The organism is Rhizobium sp. ZX09, from assembly GCF_017357485.1.
Lineage (GTDB): Bacteria > Pseudomonadota > Alphaproteobacteria > Rhizobiales > Rhizobiaceae > Agrobacterium > Agrobacterium pusense.
This window is the reverse complement of sequence record NZ_CP031363.1, coordinates 1,309,308-1,332,991: the sequence shown is the minus strand read 5'-3', so window position 1 is coordinate 1,332,991 and position 23,684 is coordinate 1,309,308. Positions and strand designations below refer to the sequence as shown.

At 59.1% G+C, this 23,684-nt stretch carries 23 protein-coding genes and 1 tRNA gene; 14 read left to right on the top strand and 10 right to left on the bottom strand.

What is annotated here, in order from left to right:
* The first annotated feature begins 22 nt into the window (after positions 1-22).
* The gene (locus BTN45_RS06555) at positions 23-181 is read left to right on the top strand and encodes a hypothetical protein (protein ID WP_207589412.1); all 159 of its coding nucleotides are present in this window, start codon (positions 23-25) and stop codon (positions 179-181) included.
* 148 nt (positions 182-329) lie between these two features.
* Positions 330-581, top strand: coding sequence for a hypothetical protein (locus BTN45_RS06550; RefSeq protein WP_207589410.1), 252 nt, complete (start codon positions 330-332; stop codon positions 579-581).
* Positions 582-711: 130 nt separating this feature from the next.
* Here BTN45_RS06550 and BTN45_RS06545 read toward each other — a convergent pair whose 3' ends face one another.
* The 3 genes from BTN45_RS06545 to BTN45_RS26685 form a co-directional block, all read right to left on the bottom strand.
* Positions 712-900, bottom strand: coding sequence for a hypothetical protein (locus BTN45_RS06545; RefSeq protein WP_207589408.1), 189 nt, complete (start codon positions 898-900; stop codon positions 712-714).
* A gap of 263 nt (positions 901-1,163) precedes the next feature.
* Positions 1,164-1,388, bottom strand: a complete 225-nt coding sequence (locus BTN45_RS06540; protein WP_004442019.1) for a hypothetical protein — start codon at positions 1,386-1,388, stop codon at positions 1,164-1,166.
* A 202-nt stretch (positions 1,389-1,590) separates the two neighbouring features.
* Positions 1,591-1,842: a hypothetical protein gene (locus BTN45_RS26685; RefSeq protein WP_004442017.1), complete on the bottom strand. Its 252-nt coding sequence runs from the start codon at positions 1,840-1,842 to the stop codon at positions 1,591-1,593.
* A gap of 401 nt (positions 1,843-2,243) precedes the next feature.
* Here BTN45_RS26685 and BTN45_RS06535 point away from each other — a divergent pair, with 401 nt between their 5' ends.
* The gene (locus BTN45_RS06535) at positions 2,244-2,687 is read left to right on the top strand and encodes an energy transducer TonB (RefSeq protein WP_246751674.1); all 444 of its coding nucleotides are present in this window, start codon (positions 2,244-2,246) and stop codon (positions 2,685-2,687) included.
* Between the two features lie 158 nt (positions 2,688-2,845).
* On the opposite strand, the gene BTN45_RS06530 is transcribed toward BTN45_RS06535, so the two are convergent.
* Positions 2,846-2,921: transfer RNA gene (locus tag BTN45_RS06530), tRNA-Lys, on the bottom strand.
* Positions 2,922-3,076: 155 nt separating this feature from the next.
* Positions 3,077-3,331 (bottom strand): GlsB/YeaQ/YmgE family stress response membrane protein, encoded by a 255-nt coding sequence (locus BTN45_RS06525; protein WP_004442014.1) that lies wholly within the window; start codon positions 3,329-3,331, stop codon positions 3,077-3,079.
* A 137-nt stretch (positions 3,332-3,468) separates the two neighbouring features.
* Between BTN45_RS06525 and BTN45_RS06520 the strand changes: the two genes are divergently transcribed.
* From BTN45_RS06520 to BTN45_RS06510, 3 genes are all read left to right on the top strand, one after another.
* Positions 3,469-6,087 carry a mechanosensitive ion channel family protein gene (locus BTN45_RS06520; RefSeq protein WP_207589406.1) on the top strand — a complete coding sequence of 873 codons (2,619 nt, stop codon included), beginning with the start codon at positions 3,469-3,471 and terminating at the stop codon, positions 6,085-6,087.
* Positions 6,088-6,436: 349 nt separating this feature from the next.
* Complete coding sequence (locus BTN45_RS06515; RefSeq protein ID WP_184285512.1) at positions 6,437-8,950, top strand: FAD-dependent oxidoreductase; 2,514 nt, start codon at positions 6,437-6,439, stop codon at positions 8,948-8,950.
* A 161-nt stretch (positions 8,951-9,111) separates the two neighbouring features.
* On the top strand, positions 9,112-9,945 hold the full coding sequence (locus tag BTN45_RS06510; RefSeq protein WP_004442009.1) for a response regulator: 834 nt from the start codon (positions 9,112-9,114) through the stop codon (positions 9,943-9,945).
* A gap of 15 nt (positions 9,946-9,960) precedes the next feature.
* Here BTN45_RS06510 and BTN45_RS06505 read toward each other — a convergent pair whose 3' ends face one another.
* Positions 9,961-11,517, bottom strand: a complete 1,557-nt coding sequence (locus BTN45_RS06505) for a phospholipase D family protein (protein WP_035210920.1) — start codon at positions 11,515-11,517, stop codon at positions 9,961-9,963.
* Between the two features lie 153 nt (positions 11,518-11,670).
* On the opposite strand from BTN45_RS06505, the gene BTN45_RS06500 reads away from it, so the two are divergent.
* Genes BTN45_RS06500 through BTN45_RS06490 form a run of 3 tightly spaced genes read left to right on the top strand, consistent with a single transcriptional unit; the run spans position 11,671 to position 12,989 of the window.
* A complete protein-coding gene (locus tag BTN45_RS06500; RefSeq protein WP_006697387.1) occupies positions 11,671-11,985 on the top strand; it encodes a metalloregulator ArsR/SmtB family transcription factor in 315 nt (104 codons plus the stop codon).
* Entirely contained in the window at positions 11,982-12,338 is a 357-nt protein-coding gene (locus BTN45_RS06495) for a hypothetical protein (RefSeq protein WP_006697388.1), read from the top strand. The genes BTN45_RS06500 and BTN45_RS06495 overlap by 4 nt, the downstream gene beginning before the upstream one ends.
* A gap of 42 nt (positions 12,339-12,380) precedes the next feature.
* Complete coding sequence (locus BTN45_RS06490; RefSeq protein WP_072494408.1) at positions 12,381-12,989, top strand: ATP-dependent Clp protease proteolytic subunit; 609 nt, start codon at positions 12,381-12,383, stop codon at positions 12,987-12,989.
* Positions 12,990-13,076: 87 nt separating this feature from the next.
* Here BTN45_RS06490 and parE read toward each other — a convergent pair whose 3' ends face one another.
* Positions 13,077-15,206, bottom strand: a complete 2,130-nt coding sequence (gene parE, locus BTN45_RS06485) for a DNA topoisomerase IV subunit B (RefSeq protein ID WP_207589404.1) — start codon at positions 15,204-15,206, stop codon at positions 13,077-13,079.
* A 225-nt stretch (positions 15,207-15,431) separates the two neighbouring features.
* Between parE and BTN45_RS06480 the strand changes: the two genes are divergently transcribed.
* The 4 genes from BTN45_RS06480 to BTN45_RS06465 all read left to right on the top strand — a co-directional run bounded on the left by BTN45_RS06480 (position 15,432) and on the right by BTN45_RS06465 (position 19,665).
* Entirely contained in the window at positions 15,432-16,313 is an 882-nt protein-coding gene (locus BTN45_RS06480; RefSeq protein WP_207589402.1) for a dienelactone hydrolase family protein, read from the top strand.
* A gap of 213 nt (positions 16,314-16,526) precedes the next feature.
* Positions 16,527-17,297 (top strand): triose-phosphate isomerase, encoded by a 771-nt coding sequence (gene tpiA / locus BTN45_RS06475; protein WP_035210909.1) that lies wholly within the window; start codon positions 16,527-16,529, stop codon positions 17,295-17,297.
* Positions 17,298-17,412: 115 nt separating this feature from the next.
* Entirely contained in the window at positions 17,413-17,877 is a 465-nt protein-coding gene (secG, locus tag BTN45_RS06470) for a preprotein translocase subunit SecG (protein WP_035210946.1), read from the top strand.
* A 159-nt stretch (positions 17,878-18,036) separates the two neighbouring features.
* A complete protein-coding gene (locus BTN45_RS06465; RefSeq protein WP_006697393.1) occupies positions 18,037-19,665 on the top strand; it encodes a CTP synthase in 1,629 nt (542 codons plus the stop codon).
* A gap of 171 nt (positions 19,666-19,836) precedes the next feature.
* Here the strand turns inward: BTN45_RS06465 and BTN45_RS06460 are convergent, their stop codons facing one another.
* The gene (locus tag BTN45_RS06460) at positions 19,837-20,913 is read right to left on the bottom strand and encodes a phosphoadenosine phosphosulfate reductase family protein (RefSeq protein ID WP_246751673.1); all 1,077 of its coding nucleotides are present in this window, start codon (positions 20,911-20,913) and stop codon (positions 19,837-19,839) included.
* Positions 20,914-21,082: 169 nt separating this feature from the next.
* Between BTN45_RS06460 and BTN45_RS06455 the strand changes: the two genes are divergently transcribed.
* Positions 21,083-21,442: a hypothetical protein gene (locus BTN45_RS06455; protein ID WP_207589400.1), complete on the top strand. Its 360-nt coding sequence runs from the start codon at positions 21,083-21,085 to the stop codon at positions 21,440-21,442.
* 66 nt (positions 21,443-21,508) lie between these two features.
* Here the strand turns inward: BTN45_RS06455 and BTN45_RS06450 are convergent, their stop codons facing one another.
* Both BTN45_RS06450 and BTN45_RS06445 read right to left on the bottom strand, forming a co-directional pair.
* On the bottom strand, positions 21,509-22,084 hold the full coding sequence (locus BTN45_RS06450; protein WP_207589398.1) for a hypothetical protein: 576 nt from the start codon (positions 22,082-22,084) through the stop codon (positions 21,509-21,511).
* Position 22,085: 1 nt separating this feature from the next.
* Positions 22,086-23,684, bottom strand: a complete 1,599-nt coding sequence (locus BTN45_RS06445) for a phage tail protein (RefSeq protein ID WP_207589396.1) — start codon at positions 23,682-23,684, stop codon at positions 22,086-22,088.

Here is a 23,684-nt window from a genome sequence, read left to right as displayed (position 1 = left end):
CGCTTACGGAAGGAGTCGTGCAATGCAGCAGAATTCCCTCGAAGGAAGAACGATCAAGGCCGCCAACCAGGCGAAGATTTCGACTTACACGCCAAGCCTGATTTCCCTCAAGGGAAGTTACGTGGCGATGATATTTCGCAGACCGCTTTGCGGAAATCCGCTGGATCTGCGGAAGAAATAACAAAGCATGGCCAGTTCTGGCGCACCATTCGCATATCGAAACGACGACTGCCGACGTGAAGTTTATAAGGTGTCTCTAAAGTGTGATTTTCAATCCGGTTCGTCTCCACCTAGACTGGAGATTGCCATAAAAGCGAAGGGAGAATGACATGAAATCAGTTCTCATTATCGCCGCTGTCTTTGGTTTTTCCGCCAGCGCAGCGCTTGCGGAATGCGCGGGTCATGAAAAGATCAACGCTTCCGTCCCTGCCGTCGACCGCGAATTCAAAACCGCAAGCATCGTTCCGCCGACGGAACCGGCTGACAAGCCCGTCGTCATCCTGAAAAAGACCGATCGCCTTCCCGCCGCGGCGGTTGCCACCACCGGCGAGCCCAAAGCCGCAATGCAACGCATGCAATAAGACAGAACCATGATCTCTTCATTCTGAAAATCCCGTGCGCGATGTGATCCGCACGGGATTTTTCATTGTCTGCTGCGTCGCGCCGCCGCCGTTTTGCAGCGTTTGAACGTTACCAGAAAGGCAGACAGCCTCAGCTGTCGAGCTTCAGCGACAATTGATGCGGTCCTTCGCTCTTCTTCAGCACGTAAAGCGGCCGGGTAATGATGACCTCGGTGCGCCGCTGCAATTCGCGCCGGCGTTCCAGCGCGCGCTCGCGCATGTCACGGGAACGGGCCACGACGGTGAGGGCATTTTCTATGGTTGCGTCTGCTGTGTTCATCGCTGACCTCCATAATGTTCACTATATGTTCTCATTATTGGCCGCTTGTGTCAACACTAAGGCAGGCTGTCAGCGCCATTCCGACATTGCTGGGTAAACAGGGGCGTATCACGTGGCAGCGGGCGTGGGGCCCGGCACGGCTCCGCAAGGCGCATCATGCGCCTGCGGTGGAGGCGTTTAGCTTACGCCAGCCTGGGGATCGGTGTGTGGGGATGGATATCAGGAGTGCCCGGGCGCTGATCCGCCCCGGCGGCAGGGTGCATTCAGGAGTGGGGGCGTTGGTCCGGCGCTGCGAGCGTCGATAACATATCGGTGAGATGTTCGCTGGCGAGCGCCACGATGGCGAGTGCGGCCTGCTGGCGGTTCCAGCCGGCATGTTCGGCTTTTTCAATGAGCCCCTGAATGGAGGGTTCCAGTGCGAACTGGCACTCGGCCTGATAGTCCATGGTGTCGATCGAAAGCGACGGGGAATTGATTGCGGCCCGCATCGTTTGGTCTCCCTGTTTTCCGTCATGTCCTTCAAACGCGAAACGCAAATTGGAACATGCACATTCAGAGGCCGGTGATACCGGATATGCCCCGCAGGGCCCGATATCACTGGCAGCGAATCCCCCAGCAGGCGGGAGTTAACGGCAAGTACCTGTCGCTGTCAACGAATGCCCGGTAGCGATGAGGCGGGGATGCGCTTTTTCAGAGGCTTCGGTTGCGGAAGGGTTTTCGTCTCCAGATCAGCAGAGCCATGACATAAAGCGCGAAAAGGACGAACCATGTGACCGGAAGCACCATGAAAAGCGCCGCGAAAGCACAGCTTCCCTCGAAACAGGAGCCGAGGAGCCCGGAATCGGCAAGGGCTGCCGATAATAAAAACGCACATACCCCGCTCCCGACCGCGCCGAGGACGAACAGCAATATGGTGATGAGTAATCTCATAATCTCGATCATAGGGATGATTGAGACAGCTTTGCGGAAGTAACGTCACCGCAACGCCGAGAATCGCACTTTCGTCCGCTTCATCGCAAGAATTTGAAGAGGCATTCCGGGATCGTTGGTTGCCTCGACGCAGCATGACTGAAAAACCGCCCGGGGATTATGTCAATTTCCTTTCTGGGGCGCGGTTTTAATGTATATATTGATTAAGAGCGGTATATTTTGCAATATATTGTGTAATATAAATATTATTGTGATAGATTTTAGAAGGTTCATGACTGTTTTTGCTTCATAATTTTGTATCTAGGTTGGGAAATATATCCGATTTTATTTCATTGATATTTTAACCATCACTTACTGACAAGCGGCACGGGCTCACCATCCTGCGGCTGTGTCGCGAGCAAAGGATAGCAGATTTGTTCATTCTTTCATTCCCGGCTTGCCCGGCCGGCAAGCTCTCGGGCCTTGTGGCCTGCGCCATCGTGCTGACAGGTTTCCTGACGCAGGCTTCCGCTCAGTCGCGCGCCTGCAACGACCCTACGCCCGTCGGCAATCTCAACGAAATGTTCGATGCCATCTTCGCCTGCTGGGTGCCGCCGGAGGACACGGAGGGACTGGTGGTGACGCTGCAGTTCATTTTGCACAAGGACGGAAGGATAAGGGACAAGGTGGTGGTGATTGCCGCGCGCCCGCAGGAGGATAGTCCAAGACGCAGGGCCTTCATCGAATCCGCCATCGAGGCGGTGAGGCGGGCGGCACCTGTTCCCTTTACCGAGCAGTTTGGAAGCCGTATCGCCGGCCGGCCGCTGGCGCCGCGTTTTGTCGGTGTAGAAGAGCCTGTGCCGACGCTGGAACTTTAGAGGCCAGGCGAAAACACGCGACGCTTCGAGCGCTGGCGTCGTGACTGCCGCAGCAATTTTACTGCTATCGCGCGGAATGCCCGACCTAAGACGAGGCTTCCGAAGCTCACGCGATGCTTCAATCCGGCATCGCAACGTCTTGTCATTATGGAGAAATTTGGTGGGTGATGTAGGGCTCGAACCTACGACCCGCTGATTAAGAGTCAGCTGCTCTACCAACTGAGCTAATCACCCGACCGGCACCGTGTGGCGGTGTGAGGGGGCGTATAAAGGGGAAGTTTGGGCTTGTCCAGCGCGTAAATGAAATTTCTTTGATTTTTGTGACGAAAAAATTTCGGCCGCGCTGGAAAAGCCTGGAAATCCGGGGTTTTACGGATTTTTTCTTTTCGTCATCCGCGCCTGAACGCCCGCCCGATAAAGATGAGGATGCAAGCGCCGATGAAGCCGGCGATCAAATATCCCAGCCAGCCGGTCAAAACGATCCCGAAGACCGAAAGGATGGCGTTGGCGATGATGGCGCCGACGATTCCGAGAAGGATGTTCATGAAAACACCCATATTGCTTTTCATGAATTGTTCGGCGAGCCACCCCGCGACGCCACCGATGATGATGGCTGCAATCCAGCCAATGCCAGCAGATTCCATGATTTCCTCCCATGTTTGCTGCACGATCAAAGGTGATGATTCGCGCGGGGAAAAGCAAGGTAAACTCCTGAAAACCTCGCTTCATGCGGGTGGTTTTCCGCGCTGCAGGCGCTAAATAGCCTGATGCGGTGCAAGAGATGAAAGGCGTGGATGTGCGGTTGATGTTTGGCGAATGGATGAGCGGCAGGCGGGTGCTTCACAAGCGGGCGGGCCGTGGCCGGCGGAGCGGCGGACTTGCCGCCTTTCTGGTTGCGATTTTTGCGCTTTTCAGCGTCTTGAGCGTTGCGCCTGTCTCGGCGCAGGAGGCGACGACGCCAACGGCGCCGGGCGCCATCCAGCCCTCGACCATCGAGCAGGCAAAAGCCGATCTGGAAAAATGGAAATCGGATCTGGCGTTTATTTCGGGACAGGTGGAGGCAGGCGGACGCGATGACGCCCAGCTTGTCGATCTCAAGGGGCGGGCGGACGGTATCGCCGCCGATGCTGCCGCAACCAACACCAAGCTTCGCGCGCGGCTGGACCAGATCAAGACCCGGCTGGATGCACTGGGTGCCGCGCCCGGCGAAGGGCAGCCTCCGGAAGCCGACATGGTGACGGACGAGCGTAACCGGCTGACGGCGGAACGCGGCGAAGTGAATGCCATGGCCGGCGAGGTGGAGGCCACGGCCAATAATGCCGCACAAATTTCCAACAATATAACAGCCGTCCGCCGGGCGCTGTTTGCCGCAACGCTGTTCAAGCGAACGGAAGTCTCCGCCGAGACGCTCGGTGATGCCTCGTCCGCCTTCCTGACGGAACTCACCAACCTCAACAATGCGTTCAGCAGCTGGGCAGCCTATGTATGGAATTACAAGCGGCTGCCGATGTTCGGGGCGGTGACGCTGTCGATCATGGCCGCATTGCTGTTTCTGGTTGGCGGCTACCGTCTTTTCGGCAGTCGTATGGAGCGGCGCGCCTTTACGGGGGCACCATCCTATTTGAGACGGCTATCGGTGGCCTTCTGGTCCACCATGGTGCAGTCGCTGTCGCTGTTCCTGTTTCTGCTCACGTCGGCGTTTTTCCTTGATAATTTCAACGTGTTGCGGTCCGACATCGCGCCGATCCTGTTCGGCGCCATGGCGGTCACGGGCTTCGTTTATTTCGTGTCGCGGCTGAGCTATGCGATCTTTGCGCCGACGCAGCCGGAATGGCGCCTGCTGAAGGTTTCCAATCGCGGCGCACATCAGCTGTCCTCGGCCGTGCTTTTGATGGCGCTGGTGAATGGTCTCGATTATCTGTTCGGCACCATCAGCGAGACGCTTTATTCGCCGCTTATCGTCACCGTTGCCAAGAGTTTCGTCGCCTCGATCATCATCGGTCTCATTCTGCTCGCCGTATCGTTCCTGAGGCCGGTGATCGGCGAGGGGCAGGATTACGAGACCGGCAACCAGCGCCTGCCGCGCTGGCTCGTCATTCTGCTGCGCATCGGCGGCCTCGTTCTCATCGGCGCGTGCCTGACGGGTTATGTCGGTCTTGCGCGCTTCCTCGCCACGCAGATCGTTGCGACAGGCGCGGTGCTGGCCACCATGTATATCGGCATTCTCTCAGGCAAGGCCATTTCCCGGCAGGGCGCCTTCGCCGAATCGCTCGTCGGCCGTTACCTTGCCCGCCGTTATGGCCTTGGACCCGTGCCGCTCGATCAGGCCGGGCTTGTGGCGGGGCTTGGCATCTATGCCGTGGCCTTGACCTTCGGTGTGCCGCTCATCCTGTTTTCCTGGGGCTTCCAGCCCGGCGATATAGAAAGCTGGGCCTATCGCCTGCTGACGGGTATCACCGTCGGCAATGCCTCGATCTCGCTGATCGGCATTTTCGGCGGCATTCTCGTCTTCGCCATCGGTTACATCATCACCCGCTGGTTCCAGAAGTGGCTGGACAGCAACGTCATGGCACGCGGCCAGGTGGATGCCGGCGTGCGCAACTCCGTCAAAACAGGCATTGGATATCTCGGCATTGCGGTTGCGGCCATTTTCGGCGTGTCTTCCGCCGGCCTCAACCTCTCCAGCCTGGCGCTGGTCGCTTCCGCCCTTTCGGTCGGTATCGGTTTCGGCTTGCAGAATATCGTGTCGAACTTCGTCTCCGGCCTCATCCTGCTGGTGGAGCGCCCCTTCAAGGTTGGCGACTGGGTGGTGACCGGCACGACCGAGGGCACGGTCAAGCGGCTTTCGGTGCGTGCCACGGAAATCGAGACCTTCCGCGGCCAATCGATCATCGTGCCGAATTCCGAATTCATCAATTCCTCCGTTGGTAACTGGACGCACCGCAACCGCATCATGCGCGCTGAAATCCCGGTCTCCGTTGCCTATGATTCCGACCCGCAGCGGGTCATGGACATTCTGCTTGAGCTGGTGCGCGCCCAGCCGCCGGTATTGCGCAATCCCGAGCCGCATGTGGAATTCCTCCGTTTCGGCGACTTTTCGCTGGATTTCGAACTGCGCTTCCATCTCGCAGACCTCTCGAATGGGCTTGCCGTGAAGAACTCCCTGAGGATCGCCATTCTCCAGCGCTTCCGCGAGGAGGGCATCGCCATCCCGTTCCCGCAGCGCAACCTCAACATCCACGTGGAAGGCGACGCCAATCCGCAGATGCTGGCAGCCCTGCTTTCGGAGGAGGGCGACAAGGCGGTGGTGGCCCATACGGGCGCCGCATCGCCAGAGAAAGAGGCACCGAAAAACGACAAGGCGACAGAGCCGAAGGAGAAACCCGGCGCGAAAGCGTAGATCGCTGTTGATCGCGGACATTGAGTTCCGGCCAAGGGTGCTCGCCGCTTTTCCACTTCTCCTCGCCAGCGACAAAGGTCGCGGCAGCGGGTTGAGGGGGCGCGCTCTGCGGAGTCCGGCAACGTTGCCCCTCATCCGATCCTTCGCGCCAGCTTCTCTCCGGCGGGAGAAGAAAAGAGCTGCAAAGTTGTGCAACGTTCGTCCGGCACGCTCCGCAATTTCTTCCCTGTCGCAGCACCCTATGGCCATGTCGCAATCAGGCGGCTGAACGACCCGCAAGCGCTTCATATTCCTCCCATCCAAAGCTGGCGGAATAAGGCAAAGCCAGCGCTTTTCAGGGGTTCTGTAAATGAAGACACATGCACGGGCGGTGGTGATCGGTGGCGGCGTCGTCGGCGTCTCGACGCTTTATCATCTGGCCAAGAAGGGCTGGAGCGACAGCGTGCTCATCGAGCGCAAGGAGCTGACCTCCGGTTCCACCTGGCACGCGGCCGGGCTTCTGCCGCTGTTCAACATGAGCTACTCGGTTGGCCAGATCCACAAATATTCCGTGAAGTTCTACGAGGAACTGCAGGAAGAGACCGGCATGAATGTCGGTTTCTCCAAGGTCTCCAACATCCGTCTCGCCCGCACCAAGGATCGCTGGGACGAATATATGTATTATGCCGGCATTGCCGAGACCATCGGCGTGCGCGTTAACATGCTGACGCCGGAGCAGGTGAAGGAGATCTGGCCGCTTTGCGAGACGGACGGCCTGCTCGGCGCCATCCAGCATCCTGATGACGGTTATATTCAGCCCGCCGATCTGACGCAGGCGCTGGCCAAGGGCGCGCGTGACCGCGGCGCGACCATCTATCGCAACACGACAGTCACCGCCATCGAGCAGCTTGAAGACGGTCACTGGAAGGTGACGACCGACAAGGGCGAGATCATCGCCGAACACATCATCTCCTGCACGGGCTCGTTCGCGCGCAAGACCGGCGAGATGGTCGGCATCAACATTCCGGTCATTCCGGTCGAGCATCAGTACATCGTCACCGAGCCGCATCCGGCCATTCAGGAACGCCGCCGCCAGGGCTTGCCGGAAATGGGCGTGCTGCGCGAATCCGACTCGGCCTGGTACATGCGTGAAGAGGCGGGCGGGCTGATCCTCGGTCCTTATGAAGTTGGCGCGCCGGTCTGTTATGTCGACGGTCCATCCGATGACAGCGAATATGAGCTGTTCCAGGAAGAACTCGACCGACTGATGCCGCATATCGAAACCGCCATGGTGCGCGTTCCGGCCTTCGGCGAAGTGGGCATCAAGAAGGTCTATAACGGCGCGATTGCCTATACGCCTGATGGCAATCCAATCGTCGGTCCTGCGCCGGGCCTGAAGAATTTCTGGCTGAACGAAGGCCACTCCTTCGGCATCACCGCCGCTGGTGGTGCAGGCTGGCAGCTGGCCGAATGGATCGTCGATGGCGAGCCGACGCTCGACCTGATGGGTGTCGATCCGCGCCGCTTCGGCCCTTACGCAACGGAAGGTTACCTCATCGCCAAGAACGAGGAAGCCTATGCCAACGTCTTCACCATGCATTACCCGGATGAAGAGCGCTCTGCCGCCCGCCCGCTGAAGACGACGCCGGTTTACGACCGTCTGAAGAAGCTCGGCGGCGTGTTCGGCTCCGTCTATGGCTGGGAGCGCGCCAACTGGTATGCGCCCGAAGGTTACGCGCTGCGTGAGGAAGACCTCGGCGTTGGCGCCGACGTCATCACCAGTCATAACCATGCACCGGCTCTGGATGACGGCCGTATCGTTGAGAAGTGGTCGTTCCGCCGCTCGAACTACTTCGAGCATGTCGGCAACGAAGTGAAGAACGTCCATCAGAATGTCGGCGTGCTCGATATGTCGGCCTTCGCGAAGATGGAGGTTTCCGGCCCTGGCGCGCGTGCCTGGCTCGACAGCATTCTCGCCAATGCGGTGCCGAAGAAGCGAGGCCGCATCGCGCTCACCCATCTTCTGACGCCGAATGGCGGCGTGAAGGCGGAGTTCACGGTCTATGAATGGGCGCCGGGCCGCTTCTACATGGTTTCGGCCGGTGGTCTCGAAGCGCATGACCATGACGTGCTATTCCGCCTGGCGCCGACCGATGGCTCGGTCGTGCTGCAGCCGATCACCCAGAAATACGGCGTGCTGGTTCTGGCCGGTCCGAAATCGCGTGATCTCCTGAAGAAGCTGACCCGCACCAGCCTTGAGAACAAGGACTTCCCCTGGCTCACCGGCAAGCAGATTTCCGTCGGCGTTGCGACGGCGCATGCGCTGCGCGTCAACTTCGTGGGTGAACTTGGCTGGGAGTTGCATCACCCGATCGAGATGCAGAACTACATCTTCGACCGGTTGATGGAAGCCGGTGCCGAATTCGGCATCAAGCCTTTCGGTATCCGCGCCATGGTTTCCATGTCGCTCGAAAAGTCCTATCGCAATATGGGCCGCGAGCTTTCGGTGGAATACAATGCCTATGAATCGGGTCTCGACCGTTTCCTGCGCCCGGAGAAGAGCTTCATCGGCCGCGACGCACTGGTGGCCTACAAGGAGGCGGGCCTGAAGTCGGTCTTCTCGACGCTCACCGTGTCGGGCAATACGGATGTCGATGCGCGCGGTTCGGAAGCGATCTTCGATGAAAACGGCGCACTTGCAGGGCGCGCGACGAGCGGCGGTTTCGGCTGGCGTATGGGCAAATCAATTGCGCTTGCCATGCTCAAGCCGGAATATGCCGCAGTCGGCACCAAGCTGAAGATCCGTATTCTCGGCACGTCCTATGACGCCGAGGTGGTGGAAGAAAGCCCGTTCGACACCGACAACGCGCTTCTGCGCGCATAAGACCAAAATCCCCTCCCAAAGTCGGAATACGGCCCCTCGCGGGCCGTATTTCCGTTTAAGTAAGCATGTGCTCAACTGATGTTTCAGGAAAAGTGCTATTAATCATTCTGAAAAATGAGCCTGCTATCTTCCGCTGACATACGATGGGGGATCGGGGCAGAATGAATTTCCTGGGCATCACGGGCATGCAATATTCGGGCGTGCCTTTTACCAATAACCGCATTTTACTGGCGGAAGACAGCAACGTGTTTACCCAGATGGTGAGCAGGCGGCTCAACGAGATGCTGGGCGTTACCGTGGAAGTATGCCGCTCCTTCGAGGAATTGCAGGCCTGCTACGAACATTCTTCCGAGCCCGTGACGCTCGCCATTTCCAACATCAACCTGCCGGGCGCGGAAAAGGGCGAAGCGCTGGAATATCTGATCGATCTATCGATCCCGACCATCGTTTTCACCAGCACCTTTCACGAGGCGACGCGTGAAACGCTGATCGCCAAGGACGTGGTGGATTATATTCTGAAAGACAATATCTTCGCCGTGGATATGCTGACGGAATCCGTCTGCCGCTTCCTCACCAACCACCGCCATCATGTGCTGATCGTTGACGACAGCCCGACGGCGCGGGCGCTGCTTTCGAGCCGTCTCAAGCGTTATAATTTCCGCGTCAGCCTGGCAGACAGCGGTGCGAAGGCGCTCGATATTCTAAGGGCCAATCCCGATATCGGCCTCGTCGTCACCGACTATAACATGCCCGACATTGACGGTTTCGAGCTGACGCGGCGCATCCGCACCGTGCGCGGCTCCCATGAACTGCGCATCATCGGTGTTTCCTCCTCCACCAACCGGCTGCTGTCGGCGCGTTTCCTGAAGGCTGGCGGCAATGATTTCATGCTGCGGCCCTTCATTGATGAAGAGTTCTATTGCCGCGTCAACCAGAACCTCGATACGCTGGTGCAGATACAGCTGGCGAAGTCCGGGGTGCGGCCGGCTGCGTGAGCCGGACGCTCGTCTTCAAAGCTGAGATTCAAGCGGCAGGAAACGCATGATGCCGGCGATGAGGCGGCGGCCGATAGCGGCGTCTGGCTCGCGCCGGTAGGTCTTGGTACGGCCCTGTTCTTCCGTCGTCCAGACGATGCGGTTGCTGCTGTCGATCTCCAGTTCAAAGCTCATCGTGCGGCGGATTTCCTCGGCGAATATTTCGTCCATGCAAGCGACCAGCGGCGGCGATGTGAAGACCACGCCCATCTCCGTATTGAGGGAGGCCGAGCGCGGATCGAAATTCAGCGAGCCGATATAACCTGTCATGCCGTCACGCGTGAATGCCTTGGTGTGCAGGCTCGCCTGTCCGGAACCGCGCAGGGTGAAGTTCGGCTGGTCCACCTGCGAACGCAGCTCGTGCAGGCGTACGCCGCCCGAGAGAAGCGGCTTGCGATAGCGGGCATATCCGGCGTGAACGGCGGCCACATCCGTCGCCGCCAGGGAATTGGTTAGGATGGCCAGCGATACGCCCCGTTCGGCAATATCAAGGAAAATCTCAACGCCCTGTTTGCCGGGAATGAAATAGGGGGATGTGACGTGCAGGCTGTCGCTTGCCGCCTGCAGCAGGGGCAGCAGGCTTTCCATCAGGAAGTTGTGGCCCTTCCGCCGTTTGCCTGCCGCTTTTTCCGGAGGATCGGCAAGCACATCCACGGAATCCACCCAGTGCATGCGGTCCGACATCAGGAAATGATCTCGGTCATACTGGCTTTCAACGCGCTCCAGATAAGGTTTGGCGGCTTCGCTTTTTGGCAGGGCGTCCAGCTCGCGCCGTAATCTTGCGAGTTTGCTCGGCCTGCGCGCCAGAAGCGAGCGAACGGGGACGGAAACGGCGCTGTTCCAGTAATCATCGAAGATTTCCGTTGCGTCGGCCACGACGTCACCGAAGCCGAGAATATCGAAATCGTGGAAATTCGCCCGTTCGGCCGCATCGAAATAGGCGTCGCCGATATTTCGACCGCCAACGATCACCGCGCGGCCATCGGCAATCCAGGCCTTGTTATGCATGCGGCGATTGACACTGCGAAAGCGCAGCAAAAGTTCCATGCCGCGATGGAGCATGTTCTCCCGCGCCCGGGTGGGGTTGAACAGGCGAAGTTCGATGTTGGGATGGCTGTCGATGGCGTGGAAAATTCGGTCTGACATGGAGACGCCGAGATCATCGAGCAGCAGCCGTACCCGCACGCCGCGATCGGCCGCCGCGATGACCTCGCGCATCATCAGCCGTCCCGTCAGGTCCGCATTCCACATGTAATACATGAGATCGAGGCTACGCCCGGCCGCGCGCGCCGCCGCGACGCGTACCGCAAATGCATCGAGATTGGAATGTAGCAGGCACAGCGCATTCTTTTCGCTCCAGCCATTTTTTATGGTCTGCCAGTGCCGATCCAGAACGGTTTCGTCCTCAGTGACGGGCAGGGCGGCGGAGGGGCGTTTGGGAATGGATTTTTCCCGCTGTTTACCGATGACGACAAACAGGCTCGGCCCGACGAGCAGCAGAAGAATGATGATGAAGACCGTAAATGCAGTCACTTGTTTTGATCGCTCCCGGCCTGGAGAGTATCAGGCGGGATGGAAACGCGCGAGGGAATAAAGCGTTCATTTCGGTTCGGCGGCAGTACGAAAAACCGGTACAGGCGCGACAACGGGCTTGCGAAACACATAAGTGGGTGCTTATGTGTGTTTATGACAGAGAACGATATATTCCGGGCACTGGCCGATCCCACGCGCCGTGCCATTTTCGAAAAGCTGGCGGATGGTGCCATGAATGCCTCTGCCCTGCGCGAAGGGATCGAGATCAGTCAGCCGGCCATGTCGCAGCATCTTTCGGTTCTTCGCGGCGCCGGGCTAGTGGTTGAGAGACGGCAGGGCCGTTTCGTCAATTACGAGGTCGATCCGGAGGGGCTGACACGCATTGCTGCGTGGCTCGGCAAATATCGCGCCTACTGGCCACAGCGAATTGAGGCTCTCAAACTCCTGCTGAAAGATATGGACCAATGAACAGGGATGCAGCGGAAGCGCCGAAAAACGGCATTGAACTTGAATATGATCTGGACGAGCCGCCGCAAAAGGTCTGGCGCGCCATCAGCATTGCAGCGTTCCGTGAAAACTGGCTGCCGAACGAGGCTCTGGCGGAACCTGACGCGATCGACATCAAACCCGGCGAGGAAGTGCGCTACCGGCTGCGCGAAGACATTCCACCATTTCTGGAAAGCACCGTAACCTTCAGGATCGCGGCCAATGCCGAGGGCGGCACCAGCCTTCGCATCATTCATGAACTGCCCACAAATACCGGCCGGACGATGAAGGCCGCTGCAAACCACAACGGCCCGCCGATCAAGCTCGCCGCCTGATCCCACTCGTTTCCCGACATTTCCAAACACAGGAGTTCGCCGATGCGCGAAGTGATGCAACTCGTCCCTATGGTCGTCGAACAATCATCAAGGGGAGAAAGATCTTTCGACATTTATTCGCGCCTGCTGCGGGAAAGGATCATCTTTCTCAATGGCGAGGTCAACGATGCAGTTTCAGCGCTCGTCTGCGCGCAATTGCTGTTTCTCGAAGCGGAAAACCCGAAGAAGCCGATCTATCTTTATATCAATTCTCCGGGTGGCGTCGTGACGAGCGGTCTGGCGATGTATGATACGATGCATTACATCCGCGCCCCGGTTCACACACTCTGTATGGGCACGGCCCGTTCCATGGGATCGTTCCTGCTAATGGCGGGCGAACCGGGCGAGCGCACAGCACTTCCCAATGCCAGCATCCACATTCATCAACCGCTGGGCGGTTTCCAGGGACAGGCATCGGACATGCTGATCCACGCCGAGGAGATGCAGCAGACCAAGCACCGCATGACGCGGCTTTACGCCGAACATTGCAAACAGAGTTATGAGAAATTCGAAGCGGCCATGGATAGGGATTTTTTCATGACGGCGGAGCAAGCGTTGGAATGGGGTCTGATCGACCGCGTTCTGGGCGTTCGTGAGGATATCGCGGCGTAGTGCCGGCTACTATCCGCAAGATGTTGTTTCCATATCAACACAAAAGGCAGCGCCAATGCGCTGCCTTTCAAAGGTCTATCCGGATGATCAGATATCCAGATTATCTGCAAAAGCCGCCCGCTCCTGAATGAAGCGGAAACGGGCATCGGCCTTGGTGCCCATCAGATTGTCGACAGCCTCGCGCGTGCCCTCGAAGTCCACGTCATCGATCTCGACGCGCAGCAAGGTGCGCTTTTCGGGGTCCATGGTGGTTTCCTTGAGCTGGGCGGCCATCATTTCACCGAGGCCTTTAAAGCGGCCCACTTCGACCTTTTTGCCCTTGAAGACGGTTTCCATCAGCTCGGCGCGGTGGGCGTCGTCGCGGGCATAGGCGGATTTCGCGCCCTGACGGATGACGTAGAGCGGCGGCACTGCCAGATAGAGGTGGTTGCCGCGAATGAGTTCCGGCATTTCCTGATAGAAGAAGGTGATGAGCAACGAGGCGATATGGGCGCCGTCGACGTCGGCATCGGTCATGATGATGATGCGCTCATAACGCAGGTCTTCTTCGCGGTACTTGGTGCGGGTGCCACAGCCAAGCGCCTGGATGAGATCGGCGATCTGCTGGTTGGCGGAAAGCTTTTCGCGGCTGGCACTGCCGACGTTGAGGATTTTGCCACGCAGCGGCAGAATGGCCTGATTGGCGCGGTTGCGCGCCTGTTTGGCCGAGCCGCCAGCCGAGTCACCCTCGACAATGAAAAGTTCGGCGCCTTCGGCCGTGTTCTGGGAGCAATCCGCCAGTTTGCCGGGCAGGCGCAGCTTGCGCACGGCGGTCTTGCGGTTGACTTCCTTTTCCTTGCGGCGGCGCATACGCTCTTCCGAGCGCTCGATGACCCAGTCGAGCAGCTTTGCCGCCTCGGCCGGGTTGCCGGTCAGATAATGGTCAAATGGATCGCGCAGCGCGTTTTCGACGATGCGCTGGGCTTCGACGGTGGCGAGCTTGTCCTTTGTCTGGCCGACAAATTCCGGCTCGCGGATGAAAACGGAGAGCATGCCGGCAGCCGAAATCATCACGTCATCGGTGGTGATGTCCTTGGCGCGCTTGTTCTGCGTCAGGTCGGCATAGTTCTTCAGACCCTTGGTGAGCGCGATGCGCAGGCCCGCTTCGTGCGTGCCGCCTTCGGGGGTTGGGATGGTGTTGCAATAGGAATGGATCTGCGTGTCGCCGCCATACCAGGTGACTGCCCATTCCAGCGCGCCGTGGCCGCCGGTCTTTTCGGTACGGCCTGAGAAAATCTCGCGGGTGACGGTGAATTCCTTGCCGAGCGTGGCGGCGAGATAATCCTTCAGGCCGCCCGGGAAATGGAACACCGCCTTTTCGGGGATTTCTCCATCGGCCGGCACCATGCCGGGATCGCAGCTCCAGCGGATTTCGACGCCGCCGAAGAGGTAAGCCTTGGAGCGGGCCATGCGGAAGATGCGGGCCGGTTCGAATTTCGCGTGATCGCCGAAGATTTGCGGATCGGGATGGAAACGCACGCGGGTGCCGCGGCGATTATGCACGTCGCCAAGCTCTTCCAGCGGACCGATCGGCAGGCCGCGCGAAAAACGCTGGCGGTAAAGCTTGCGGTTTCGCGCCACTTCCACTTCGAGAAGATCGGAGAGCGCATTCACCACGGAGACGCCGACGCCGTGCAGGCCGCCAGAGGTCTCGTAGGCCTTACCGTCGAACTTGCCGCCGGCATGCAGCTTGGTCATGATGACTTCGAGCGTCGATTTGCCCGGAACCTGCGGGTGGTTCTCCACGGGAATGCCGCGGCCGTTATCGGTGACCGTCAGGAAGCCTTCGGCATCGAGATGGACCTCGATGAAATTGGCGTGACCGGCGACGGCCTCGTCCATGGAGTTGTCGATGACTTCGGCGAAGAGGTGGTGCAGCGCCTTCTCGTCCGTGCCGCCAATATACATGCCGGGACGCATGCGCACCGGCTCGAGGCCCTCAAGCACGCGTATCGATGATGCGCCGTAGTCGTCACCTGTAGGAGACGCGGGCGGCGGAGGGGCAGACGACGCGACGGGGGCAGCGGCTGCAACGGCTGCGGGTTTCTGCTGCACGTTCACATTGGCAGCAGCGGTCGCCGGGGCCTTCGCGGGCTTCGCCGCGTCCTCGTTCGTGTCCGTGTCGCTGTTTCGTGACGCCGGAAGACCGGAGAAGAGATCGTTGCTGTCGTCCATCATGTCCAAAGTTCAAAAGCGTGTGTCAGAATTTCGCCATGCGAATCATTTTGCCATCAGCGTCAATATACCGCCAAATGTGGTTCCCGTCCGATTGAACCGGGGTCCGCCTGGGCAAGCGCGGCGCATCCTATGTCACGATTGTGTCAGGGTTTCGCAACAGGAGGATTGCGCTGCCGGCCTTGCGATGGCAAGTCTCGCAGCCACGAATGAACGGTTAGCCAAGGCATGTCCACAGCTCATTTCACGTTTTGTACTCTTTTCAGCCTGACTGTGGCGGCAATGCCGGTTACGGCCTTTGCGGCTGACGGGCCGCTGCGGCCTTTCAAGGACGAGTTGTTTTCCGCGCAGACGGTGCTTTCCACTGGCGATGGCGGCGCATCCGAAGTCATCGACTACAAGGAGATGCGCGACATCAACGGCCGCGACGAGGTGCCGGAGCGGCGGGTGAAGCGGCAATATGTGGATATGGCGCCGAAGAAGGTGCAGGCACTGGAGACCGTGACGTTCGCGGGCAGGGCGCTTGAGGTCGGCCGCGTCGGCCCGGCCAGCGGGCAGGCGTTCACCGTCATCTTCATCCACGGGCGCGGCGGTGACCGGCGGCTTGGCATGAACGACTATACGTTCGGCGGAAATTTCAACCGGCTGAAGAATCTGGCCGTCGCCAATGGCGGCACCTATTACGTGCCGAGTGTTCGTTCCTTCGATGAGAACGGCGTTGCCGACATTACGGCGCTGATTGCGGATGCGGCCAGAAAATCCGGCGGCAAGCCTGTCATATTGACCTGCGCTTCAATGGGCAGTTCCATCTGCTATGGCATTAGCCGCGACAAGGCAGCCGTTGCCAATCTCAAGGGAATGGCGATCCTGGGTGGCGCGGTCGATCCCGACTTTCCCAAAAGCGCTTTCGCGAAGGCGAAGAAGCCGGTCTGGTTTACCCATGGCAGCGCCGACAAGGTTTACTCGGCCGATCAGCAGGCGACGATCTTCCGCACGTTGTTGAAGGCTGGGGAGCCCGCGCGGTTCACGCGCTATGAGACCGGCAGTCACGGCACGCCGGTGCGGATGACCGACTGGCGGGCGGTTCTGAACTGGATTTTGAGCCGATAAGGGATCGCGGCGGGCTCGGTCACGACAAATTTTGCCAGATTTGCCGCTGGTTTTAACCCTTGGGCCGCTTTTTTGTACCAATTGCTGCCCGCTGCGGTTAAAGGAATATCCGGGAAATTGCGGCAGAGCTTCTGTCGTGATCAAGGGCCGTCAGCGGCTGAGGGATAGGGCGCCGCCAGGGCTGCGCCCCGAGACAAAGGGAATGGGATACGCATGACGCCGAATGTTCGACCGCTTGTTGCCGGAAACTGGAAGATGAACGGCACGCGTGCCTCGCTCGACCAGATCAAGGCCATGGCAGAGGGTGTCAAGGGCGCGCTGTCCGAGAAGGTGGATGCGCTGATCTGCCCGCCTTCGACCTTGCTTTACGTCGCGACTGCGCTCTGCGATGACAGCCCGCTGATGATCGGCGCTCAGGATTGCCACCAGAACGCCTCCGGTGCCCATACTGGCGATATTTCCGCCGAGATGATTGCCGACTGCTTCGGCACCCACGTCATCGTTGGCCACTCCGAGCGCCGCACTGACCATGCCGAGACTGATCACCTGGTTCGCGCCAAGGCATCTGCCGCCCATGCGGCCGATCTCATCGCCATTGTCTGCATTGGCGAAACGGCCGATGAGCGCAAGGCGGGCCAGACGCTCGATATTTTGAAGCGCCAGCTTGCCGGCTCGCTGCCGGATGAGGCAACGGCGGAAAATACCGTTATCGCGTATGAACCCGTCTGGGCGATTGGCACCGGCCTTACGCCGACGGTGGACGATGTGCGCGAGGCTCATGCCTTCATGCGCGACGAGCTCGTCAAGCGCTTCGGCGATGCCGGAAAGACCATGCGCATCCTTTATGGTGGATCGGTAAAGCCGGCCAATGCGCTGGAACTGATGGGCGTTGAAAACGTCGATGGCGCGCTGATTGGTGGCGCGAGCTTGAAAGCGTCGGACTTCCTGTCCATCTATGCGGCATATGAGCGACTGACGGCCTGAATGAGGCTTTCCTGAAAGAGTATCGGGAAAGGGGCTTGGAATAAGCCTTCGCCTCATGTAAAGAGCCGCAAAACCTTCTTTATGGTGCTCCGCGCGGGGCATGGAATGGATTGTCATGCAGACCGTTTTGATTGTTATTCACCTCATGATCGTGCTGGCGCTTGTCGGCGTGGTCCTGATCCAGCGTTCCGAAGGCGGCGGCCTCGGTATCGGCGGCGGTTCGGGCTTCATGTCCGCGCGCGGAACGGCCAATGCCCTGACGCGCACCACCGCGATCCTTGCGGCGCTGTTCTTCGCAACGTCGCTCGGCCTTGGTCTTCTGACCCGTTACGAATCGCGTCCGACCGATATCCTGAACCGTATTCCGGCCACGCAGGGTCAGGGTAACGGCATTCTCGACACGCTCGGCCCGTCGACGACGCCTTCGACGCCGGCTCCGGCTCCGGCTGAAAATGGTGTTCCGACCAATAACGGCGCTGCTGCTCCCGCACAGACCACACCGGCTCCGGCCGCTTCCGGCACGGCCGCTCCGGCCCCGGCGCAGCCCGCCGATCCGAACGCAGTTCCGACCGGTCAATAAGCCCGGTTCTGATTTAACGCTCCGGCAGGCCAAAAGCCTGCCGGTTTTCTTTTGTTCGCATTCCGGCCAGTTGAATTGTGAATTCGTCAACAGCGAATTTGCAACAGCATGAAATTTGGGCTGGCGGAATCAGAGGTAAAAAGGTATCCGGTGAATCCCATGGCGCGATATGTATTCATCACAGGCGGCGTGGTCTCCTCTCTCGGTAAGGGCATCGCAGCTGCTGCACTCGGAGCTTTGCTGCAATCCCGTGGTTATCGGGTGCGGCTTCGCAAACTCGACCCCTATCTGAACGTCGATCCCGGCACCATGAGCCCGACACAGCACGGCGAAGTGTTCGTGACTGACGACGGTGCCGAGACGGACCTCGACCTTGGCCATTATGAACGCTTTACCGGGCGTTCGGCCACCAAGACCGACAACATCACCACCGGTCGCATTTACAAGAACATCATCGACAAGGAACGGCGCGGCGATTATCTCGGCGCAACGGTTCAGGTCATTCCGCACGTCACCAACGAGATCAAGGATTTCGTGATCGAAGGCAATGACGATTACGACTTCGTCATCTGCGAGATCGGCGGCACGGTGGGTGACATCGAGGCGATGCCGTTCATGGAAGCGATCCGTCAGCTCGGCAACGACCTGCCGCGCGGCACGGCGATCTATCTTCACCTGACGCTGATGCCCTATATTCCGGCAGCGGGCGAATTGAAGACCAAGCCGACCCAGCATTCCGTCAAGGAACTGCAGGCGCTCGGTATTCACCCCGACATCCTTTTGGTGCGCGCTGACCGGGAAATCCCGGAAGCGGAACGCCGCAAGCTTTCGCTGTTCTGCAACGTGCGTCCCTCCGCCGTCATCCAGGCGCTGGATGTGGCGAATATCTACGACGTTCCGATCGCCTACCACAAGGAAGGCCTCGATTCGGAAGTGCTGGCCGCTTTCGGCATCGAGCCGGCGCCCAAGCCGCGTCTGGAGCAGTGGGAAGAGGTCTGCAACCGTATCCGCACGCCGGAAGGCGAAGTGACGATTGCGATCGTCGGCAAATATACCGGCCTCAAGGACGCGTATAAGTCGCTGATCGAGGCGCTGCATCACGGCGGCTTTGCCAACCGCGTCAAGGTCAAGCTCGAGTGGATCGAGTCTGAAGTCTTCGAAAAGGAAGATCCAACGCCATACCTTGAAAAGGTCAACGGCATTCTGGTGCCGGGCGGTTTCGGCGAGCGCGGTTCGGAAGGCAAGATCATGGCGGCGCAGTTTGCGCGTGAGCGCAACGTGCCCTATTTCGGCATCTGCTTCGGCATGCAGATGGCGGTCGTGGAAGCCGCTCGTCATCTGGCCGGCATCGAAAATGCCTCTTCGACCGAATTCGGTCCGACTTCCGAGCCGGTTGTCGGCCTCATGACCGAATGGGTGAAGGGTAACGAGCTGGAGAAGCGCTCCTCCAAGGGTGATCTCGGCGGCACGATGCGCCTCGGCGCCTACAAGGCGGCGCTGAAGAAGGATACCAAGATCGCCGAGATTTATGGCTCCACGGATATTTCCGAGCGCCACCGTCACCGCTACGAGGTGAACGTGGACTACAAGGACCGGCTGGAAGAATGCGGCCTCGTCTTCTCCGGCATGTCTCCGGATGGTGTGCTGCCGGAAACGGTGGAATATCCTGATCATCCGTGGTTCATCGGCGTTCAGTATCACCCGGAACTCAAGAGCCGCCCGCTCGACCCGCATCCGCTTTTCGCCAGCTTCATCGAAGCGGCGGTGGAACAGAGCCGGCTGGTGTGACGGTTTGAAGGATTGTGAAGAGGGTCGCGAAAGCGGCCCTTTTTTATTGCGGGAAGTCTGGACATCTCCTCCGTCACCCGGACTTGATCCGGGGTCCAGTTGTGGCGCGCCGCCACCTTCTGGACGGAAATGAAATAGCTTCTGGACAGAAATTTTTCTAGGCCCTTGGAATTACGCCGCCAGCCGCTGCGCATTCTGGTCCATCAGCTCGGAATAGCGCTGATGGATTTCCTCTGGATAAATGAACCGACTTTGAAAGCCGTATAGCCCGCTGGTGTACCGCCGCACGAATGAAAGCGTCTCCGCTTCCTCATCCGTCAACATCCTCGTGGGCCAGCCTTTCACATAGAGCATTCCCGGCGTAAGTGCGCCTTCCAGTTCCCTGCGGGCACGGGCGATTTCTTTCGCCTCTGCTATCCGCTCTGTCAAACCAGCATCTAGCAGATGCGGCGCAATATCGGCAAGCCAGCGCGCACCCTGAAACGCAAAGGCGCTATCGGCCTCAAGCGCCACCATCCGCCGATAGATGTCATGGGTTTCTTCTTGCGCACTCGCGGCGGTCAAGTCTGGAAGGCTGGACATGATGCAGAAGCGGCACGATACCCGGCTCATGCCGAATTCACGATAGGCTCGATGCGGAGCCAAACCGCTAGCGACGATCATAGCGAACACTTCGGTCTCGCTTAAATCAATGATCGGCCGCCAGTTCCAAACCCGTCCGTCGCGGTCCAGATCGGCCACGTTCATCCGTGCACGCTTTCTACTTTCCGCACGGCGAACGCCGGTCACATTGATAACAGGCTGGCCGCCAAAACGTCGCTTCAGCTCGGCAAGGATGACGTGGGTTTTCTGCTCGGAAGTACAGAAGCGAAGTGAGGGTGTGGACCAGCAAGGCACGAGCGTGACAGTAGTCAACATCTCGTACCGAGTCTTGCTGGATTGCCACCGCGCTTCCCACCGCTCCATCATGCCGCCTGCCTTACGCTGTACGGTCACGAGATCGCAACCAAGGTGCTTAGCAAGAACCTCACACACCGGCAGGCTATCTTCCCATTCAACGGAACCGAGATCGGCATGGATGAGGATACGCGGTCCGCAGTGGCCCTTTCTGTCCAGATGATGAAAGGTGGCGAGGGCGGCGGCTTGACTGTCCTTGCCACCGGAAACGCCTATGGCGACAGGCGCATCAGAAACTATAAGACGATCAATGTCGGGATCGCTATTTATCTGCATGGGCGTGTCTAACATTTGCTCTCGGCATCGCGCAGTTCGATGAATTCCTTCAGTTGCGCTATCACAACGTCAGCGTTGAAGACCGCCAACAACTGAAGCGCCACTGGACTCTTTGTTTGCAACCTGTTCTCCTTGATGAAACCAACGAAGGGATTCTGGTATGAGCGAGCGAATGAAAGTCACAATGAAGCCCGACGACACAGGAGTTGCTATTGAACTTCTTCCAGCAAGTGGAGCGACGGGAATTCTCGATTTGACAGGTGAGCAGCTCTTAGCGCTTATCCGTCAGCTCGGGCAGATACATGCACAGCTTGTCAAAAACAGGCCTATCCCCGTACTGGAAGGCGCGTCCATCGAGGCCGTCGTCAATACGCGATGGTATGTACAGCCGGGAATGCTTGGGGAGCTATCTTGTTTGAGTTTTCAGCATCCCGCCTTTGGTCCAGTTGGTTTTGCTCTCCCGATCGATCAGGTGGCGCAACTGGTAGGCCTCCTCTCCAATCAGCTTCATGAGGCATCGGCATTGAAAGCATCGCCTCAGTAAAATAAGGCCCGCCGCCCGTCACTCCCTCAATGCCTTTAACGGACGCAATCCTTCCGCGAAAAACGATCACGCCGTCACTCCTTCAGGCCAACGAATCGATGTTACAGCCCCGGCCGTCGTGGCGGCCAGCACGCTCGCGGTCAGTTCACCAAGGAGCGTTTGGCACTCAACGACATGTGCCTTGCCGTCGCGTCCGGCTTGCTGAATTTGGCCCGCGTTGTGCATTTTCCAACTCCAGACACCGGCAACATCACAGACCCAGAATGGTGTCTGCCAGTCAGCCGGCAACTCCGGCATGATGCTGTCGGTAACGGAACCCATGAGATTAATCTGCGCCTTAATGTCACTCGGATAGGTGTGAGCGTCCCCAAGTGCGCTGGATTTGAAGCCCCCTATGATTGTTGCTTCACAAGCTGCCCTCAAAGTTTCGACGCGAGCTGCCTTGACTGCATCGAGCGTCGGGGGCACCACAACGGGCGGCTCAAACTTGTTCCCCTTCAGCAGCCAACCGGGTTCAACCTGTGCCGCACACTCTTTGAGCATAGCGGCAATGGCGGGATGGAATGCATCTTCAGGAGCAACATCCAGAACGATGATTTCGAGAACGACGCCGTTCTCAGTGCGTGCAAATCTTTTGCTCATTTTACCACCTCACAATCACGCCACCACGTTCCGGTTCGCCTGTCGATGGCACACCTAGCCCGCCGCCACCGCCCGGCCACGTCGCTTGCACAGTGGCTGCGCGCGCACCTTTGCCGCCGTGCGGACCTGCCGCGTCACCCCCGAACGCAAAGGCATATGGCTCAAAGCCGGTGCCATCCAGCCCCATCGCGCCGGTCAGATTGATCTGCCCCCCGATGCCTGTTCCACCGCTGCCTGCCGCGCCGTTGCTTAAGCCCGGAGAACCTCCTGTGGCGGACATGAACGATCCAAAGGAAGATGTTCCCCCAGCCGTTCCCGAGTCAGTGCCGGACCCAACGCCCCTCGCGCCCACCGTGACAGGGATAACCTGTCCGGGTGTCACCGACACCCAGCCACCCGCGAAGCCGCCGCCACCACCGCCCTCTCCGTGCGCCCGACCGGTATTCCATTCCTGAACCCCGGCGCCACCGCCGCCGCCGTAGACCTCGACATAAATGGAGAACACGCCGTCCGGCACGACGAAATTGGTGGTGCCGACGACGTCGAAAATCTGGATGCTTTTTGGCACCATATGCGCGGGTGACCCACCAGACATTCGCCAGCTCGCGCCATCCCAAATGAAGGGAACGAACGTGTTGATAGGTACATCGCCCGCAGCGGCCGCTTGGCCGGAGGCGCGCTTGATAGTCGCGGCACCCGTGCCGTTGACATTGAGCGTCGGGGCGGCGGCCGTATTAGTCGCAGCGATTTTGAGGACCACGACCATGCCGACCGTCAATGCCTGCGGTGCGGGATTGAGGGACGCTGTCAGGGCATTCGGGGTGCCGCCCGCAACGGCATAGCTCCATTTGCCGGATTGCGCGTCAAGCGCCAACTTCTCGACATAAGTGCCGCCAACGCATTCGAAGACGCGGCCATCCGGCAAGCTGATGCCGTGACCATCGGGCGGCAAAACGTAGTTCCAGCTCGTACCGTTCCACTCGGCAATCCTTCCGATATTTGCGGCCCAGATGCCGGTGGCGTTAGACGGAACAAGGTAGCTGTCGCCCACGGCCGGATTGCCGGGTGCGCTGGAGAGCGTCATGGACAGGACGGGCATCCACGGGAGACGCATGAGCTGACCCATGGGAATTTTGCGGTTTTCGACCCAAGCCCGTGTGGCAAACAACAGGGAAGGATCGACCAGCAAGGTCACATTGGCGTTTTCGCCAATGATGATCTGGAATTCATAACGGATGTCTTCAAGCTGCCCTTCAAGCGCAGTTGGCTTGTACTGGCTGACCGGCTTTGCGACGGCAATCATCGATCCGGCCTGATCGAAAATACCGAACTCCCGCATCCACCAGCCACCGGCATTGGTTGGAATGATCGCCGTGACCAGAATGGCGGAAGGGTTGTCCGGATCAGTGATGACGCTTTCGACCGGCGTGCGCCAGACCTCGCGAACCAGAGCCGTCGCGGCGGCGGTCGGATTGGTTTCAGCGCCATTGCCGTCACCAATGGCAAAATGGGTGATAACGACCGCATCGCCACCGGCTGCGCTCTGTGCGATCTTGATCTTGCCGGTGTTCGTAACGAGCGAAAAATAAGCCTGCGCCAT

Bases quoted from the DNA above. Each gene is read 5' to 3' on its own strand.
- BTN45_RS06555 (WP_207589412.1), top strand. From the start codon at position 23: ATGCAGCAGAATTCCCTCGAAGGAAGAACGATCAAGGCCGCCAACCAG.
- BTN45_RS06550 (WP_207589410.1), top strand. From the start codon at position 330: ATGAAATCAGTTCTCATTATCGCCGCTGTCTTTGGTTTTTCCGCCAGC.
- BTN45_RS06545 (WP_207589408.1), bottom strand. From the start codon at position 900: ATGAACACAGCAGACGCAACCATAGAAAATGCCCTCACCGTCGTGGCC.
- BTN45_RS06540 (WP_004442019.1), bottom strand. From the start codon at position 1,388: ATGCGGGCCGCAATCAATTCCCCGTCGCTTTCGATCGACACCATGGAC.
- BTN45_RS26685 (WP_004442017.1), bottom strand. From the start codon at position 1,842: ATGATCGAGATTATGAGATTACTCATCACCATATTGCTGTTCGTCCTC.
- BTN45_RS06525 (WP_004442014.1), bottom strand. From the start codon at position 3,331: ATGGAATCTGCTGGCATTGGCTGGATTGCAGCCATCATCATCGGTGGC.
- BTN45_RS06520 (WP_207589406.1), top strand. From the start codon at position 3,469: ATGAAAGGCGTGGATGTGCGGTTGATGTTTGGCGAATGGATGAGCGGC.
- BTN45_RS06515 (WP_184285512.1), top strand. From the start codon at position 6,437: ATGAAGACACATGCACGGGCGGTGGTGATCGGTGGCGGCGTCGTCGGC.
- BTN45_RS06510 (WP_004442009.1), top strand. From the start codon at position 9,112: ATGAATTTCCTGGGCATCACGGGCATGCAATATTCGGGCGTGCCTTTT.
- BTN45_RS06500 (WP_006697387.1), top strand. From the start codon at position 11,671: ATGACAGAGAACGATATATTCCGGGCACTGGCCGATCCCACGCGCCGT.
- BTN45_RS06495 (WP_006697388.1), top strand. From the start codon at position 11,982: ATGAACAGGGATGCAGCGGAAGCGCCGAAAAACGGCATTGAACTTGAA.
- BTN45_RS06490 (WP_072494408.1), top strand. From the start codon at position 12,381: ATGCGCGAAGTGATGCAACTCGTCCCTATGGTCGTCGAACAATCATCA.
- parE (WP_207589404.1), bottom strand. From the start codon at position 15,206: ATGATGGACGACAGCAACGATCTCTTCTCCGGTCTTCCGGCGTCACGA.
- BTN45_RS06480 (WP_207589402.1), top strand. From the start codon at position 15,432: ATGTCCACAGCTCATTTCACGTTTTGTACTCTTTTCAGCCTGACTGTG.
- tpiA (WP_035210909.1), top strand. From the start codon at position 16,527: ATGACGCCGAATGTTCGACCGCTTGTTGCCGGAAACTGGAAGATGAAC.
- secG (WP_035210946.1), top strand. From the start codon at position 17,413: ATGCAGACCGTTTTGATTGTTATTCACCTCATGATCGTGCTGGCGCTT.
- BTN45_RS06465 (WP_006697393.1), top strand. From the start codon at position 18,037: ATGGCGCGATATGTATTCATCACAGGCGGCGTGGTCTCCTCTCTCGGT.
- BTN45_RS06460 (WP_246751673.1), bottom strand. From the start codon at position 20,913: ATGTTAGACACGCCCATGCAGATAAATAGCGATCCCGACATTGATCGT.
- BTN45_RS06455 (WP_207589400.1), top strand. From the start codon at position 21,083: ATGAAGCCCGACGACACAGGAGTTGCTATTGAACTTCTTCCAGCAAGT.
- BTN45_RS06450 (WP_207589398.1), bottom strand. From the start codon at position 22,084: ATGAGCAAAAGATTTGCACGCACTGAGAACGGCGTCGTTCTCGAAATC.
- BTN45_RS06445 (WP_207589396.1), bottom strand. From the start codon at position 23,684: ATGGCGCAGGCTTATTTTTCGCTCGTTACGAACACCGGCAAGATCAAG.